This window comes from Streptococcus danieliae, assembly GCF_025447695.1.
Taxonomy (GTDB): domain Bacteria; phylum Bacillota; class Bacilli; order Lactobacillales; family Streptococcaceae; genus Streptococcus; species Streptococcus danieliae.
In genome coordinates, this window is the sequence record NZ_JAOBSU010000145.1 from 1 (window position 1) to 3,022 (window position 3,022).

The 3,022-nt window shown below is 38.3% G+C and carries 3 protein-coding genes; all 3 read right to left on the minus strand.

The genetic code is table 11. The annotated features are described in order from the left end of the window. Window positions 1–654 precede the first annotated feature (654 nt). The 3 genes from N4310_RS08035 to N4310_RS08045 all read right to left on the minus strand — a co-directional run bounded on the left by N4310_RS08035 (window position 655) and on the right by N4310_RS08045 (window position 2,984). Window positions 655–1,872 carry a Fic family protein gene (locus tag N4310_RS08035; protein WP_262092762.1) on the minus strand — a complete coding sequence of 406 codons (1,218 nt, stop codon included), beginning with the start codon at window positions 1,870–1,872 and terminating at the stop codon, window positions 655–657. Between the two features lie 166 nt (window positions 1,873–2,038). Then, window positions 2,039–2,776: a CHAP domain-containing protein gene (locus N4310_RS08040; RefSeq protein WP_262092763.1), complete on the minus strand. Its 738-nt coding sequence runs from the start codon at window positions 2,774–2,776 to the stop codon at window positions 2,039–2,041. Further along, window positions 2,760–2,984, minus strand: a complete 225-nt coding sequence (locus N4310_RS08045; RefSeq protein WP_160332087.1) for a phage holin — start codon at window positions 2,982–2,984, stop codon at window positions 2,760–2,762. Before N4310_RS08045 ends, N4310_RS08040 begins: the two co-directional genes overlap by 17 nt. Window positions 2,985–3,022 lie beyond the last annotated feature (38 nt).

Sequence of the window (3,022 nt, forward strand, 5' to 3'; positions counted from 1 at the left end):
TAGTTCATCCAGGTCTTCGAGGGTGGCCTTATTCCGGATGAAACTCCGAGCGCTGGAACGGGAACTGAGGTAGGACTTACGCTCTCGATTCTGATCCGCCCACTTTTCATTAGCTCTCTTTTGAGATTCTGATACCGCCATATTACTCTCCTAACTTTTGTACAATCTCAAAGACTAGAAAACCTAGTCGAACAAATAGAGCTGCGACAAGCAATGTCAATAGTACTATTTGAAATTTCTCTTTTTTCATGATATGATACATATGAAAAGCAAAGCCTACTCGCTAGAGCTTTCGGCTTTACTAATTTTGTTTTAAGACTTGAAGATTTCAATTATTGTTTTGACTAGTTCCGCAACTGCATTTGCGATAGTCAATTTTATCAAGATTTCTTCAAGTCTTTTTTGTTTTCGACTTTTCATATGCTTTCCTCCTTTCTTTAATTATATTATACTACACGCTATAGATGTTGTCAAGCAATATTTGAAAAAATCTACCGAATTTCTCACGTTTTTCTCACGAAAAGAATTTACTTAGAAAACAGGAAAACGTTGATTTGACAATGTTTATAAGGTATCCAGAATTTACTTGGAAAAGAAAATTCTACCGTATCTCAAGAAAATCTGACGTAAAAACCCCCTCCGCGGGGGAGGGGGTTAGTCGACAATATCCTTCAGTAACTCTGAATTCATTTTATAAACGATGGGATTAGATTTCACCTTCGTCACAAAACCTTTGATTTCAAGTTCTTTAGTTACTTTATCTATTCGTGTTCTTTTGTATGTGTTCTTAAAGATCTCACTAAGTTTAATATTGCTTACACCTTCATCCACAATCTCAAATAATTGATCCTGTCCCAAAATGTAAAGAATCTCCGCTTCAACCTCTGAGACTTCCAATAAATTAATCAGATTAGAGAGTTGTTCAATTTGATTCTTTAACTTGTTAACTTTCGCCAGCATTCTTTCTTGACCTTTTAAAATGATCTCTAGCATATCGCCAACAAACGAAGTTATCTCGCCTCTATTTTTAGGGTGCGAGGTATTTGAAAAACTATCCTCATATTTTTTCTTGTTTTGTAGTACAGCCTCTGAAACAGAAAGTCCTGTAAATAAATCTAGTTTTCTAGCTAAATAAGATGAAAGCAAAAACCTTCCAGTTCTTCCGTTACCATCATAAAATGGATGTACATACTCGAAAAAATAATGTGTAATTAAAGCTTTGATAAGAATAGGGATATCAGAGTTCATAAAAATTAATAGTTTTTCTAAATCCTCCCGAATAGCTGGTTCATTAGGATTTCCTTGATGAACTCGTTTTCCACCACCAGCCACATAAATTATATCTTTTCTAAAAATCTCCCCATCTGGCTTATCTTTATCTTCTATATCATTGAAGAACAATTTGTCATAAATAGTTCTAAAATCGCTCAAACTACTAATGGTCTGAATCTCTTCCTCAATTATAGTATTATACATCGAAACAATACCAAAGAATCTTTTACTTTTTGACTTATCGTTCAACGCTTCGACTAATTCTTTCCTGGTGGATTTAACTCCTTCAACATCATTCGTGCTTTTAATCTCATCAATCATCTGATGAATAATCAATCTATCTTTCATCAGCTTTGATAGCAAGTTACTCCTAAGCAATTTACTATTATGAAATATTTTTTCGATTAGAGACATGTGTTCCATCAAGGGAACATAAAAAAGCTTGTGTTTTTCTGTTGTGATTCGACGCTCTTCTCGTTGAGAAAAAGGATGGATTTCTAAATTGGTTTTAAATGTGCTTGTTGAGTTAAAACGAGAAACATACTCCGCTTCATAATCGCCAATATTCTCATAACTTACGATTTCAAGTCTTTTGTACATAGCGAATTCCTCCTAACTCCAAATATTGTACCATATTTTCAAAATAGAACCTCAAACCAAAGACTTTCTTCCTTTACATTCGAAATTGAACATCATTTTTTTAAAATAAAACACCCCTCCGGATTTTTCCAGAGGGGATGTTTTACTCCGACATTCTGTCAGCTACTTATGCAAAAGAACCAAAGCTAGTCACACGACGACCGCTTTCTGACTGGCCAACTGCTACATAGCGACGTAGACCAGAACCACCAATATAAGTGATCCAGATATATCCGTCAAGATCACACCAACCATCATAGTGAATTTTTTGACCTGGGGTATAAACTGCCACAATCTCCCCATCAAGCCCAGCTTTAGCACGAACGTTCAAGACAGACACCTCAACTGTGAAGGTACCTGTCTCTTCGTGGATCGTACCGTCTCCGGTAGGAGCTGGCAAAGCAGGGGCTGGAGTGTCAGAGATTGGAAAGTAGAACCAGCCAACCACACCGTCAAAGTTCCGAGTGGTGTAGCGAGCTGGACCACCAATGACCAAGCTGTCCGCATTGCCATCGATATTTTGTTCAATAGTCTGCATGGTATAGCCGTCAGAATCCGCAATTACTAGACCGGTATGACCGTAAGGATGGCCCCAAATGTAAGTCGTATCCATAACGAACACGGCTCCAGCCCGTGGCTTAGAATTCAAGTTGCCAGCTTCGTTGTACTCCACTTCCCATCCAAGGCCGGCGGCTGCATTAAGCAAGTCAATCGCATTTCCCCAAAGGGCTTTACCAAAGAGCTGACCAGCGATTCCGTTCGGCAAATCCACACATTGGGTCCCATAGTACCCATCCTGGTCCCAACCAACTCCAGCATTCGCAAGGTTTTCCGCAAATCCAATTACATCATTTAGTGTTGCCATCTTTATCCTCCTTGTTACCATAAGAAATAGATGAGACTCCAATCATAGTCCCCAGAAAAGTGTTAAAAGCTGTCAAAATGGTCAGGCTTGGACCTAGCCAATCAGCTTGTAAAGTTTGGCCAATTACTCCAACAAATGTAATAAAGGCTGGCATAAAAATCAACACCAGCCACTTCAACAGGTCGTAAGTCTTATTATCTAGTTTCATGATCCTCCTCCTCTCTCAGAGGTAGTTCCGAAAATTCA

What these genes read in the sequence shown, in the direction of transcription:
- N4310_RS08035 (WP_262092762.1), bottom strand. Translation starts at nt 1,872, where the DNA reads ATGTACAAAAGACTTGAAATCGTAAGTTATGAGAATATTGGCGATTAT.
- N4310_RS08040 (WP_262092763.1), bottom strand. Translation starts at nt 2,776, where the DNA reads ATGGCAACACTAAATGATGTAATTGGATTTGCGGAAAACCTTGCGAAT.
- N4310_RS08045 (WP_160332087.1), bottom strand. Translation starts at nt 2,984, where the DNA reads ATGAAACTAGATAATAAGACTTACGACCTGTTGAAGTGGCTGGTGTTG.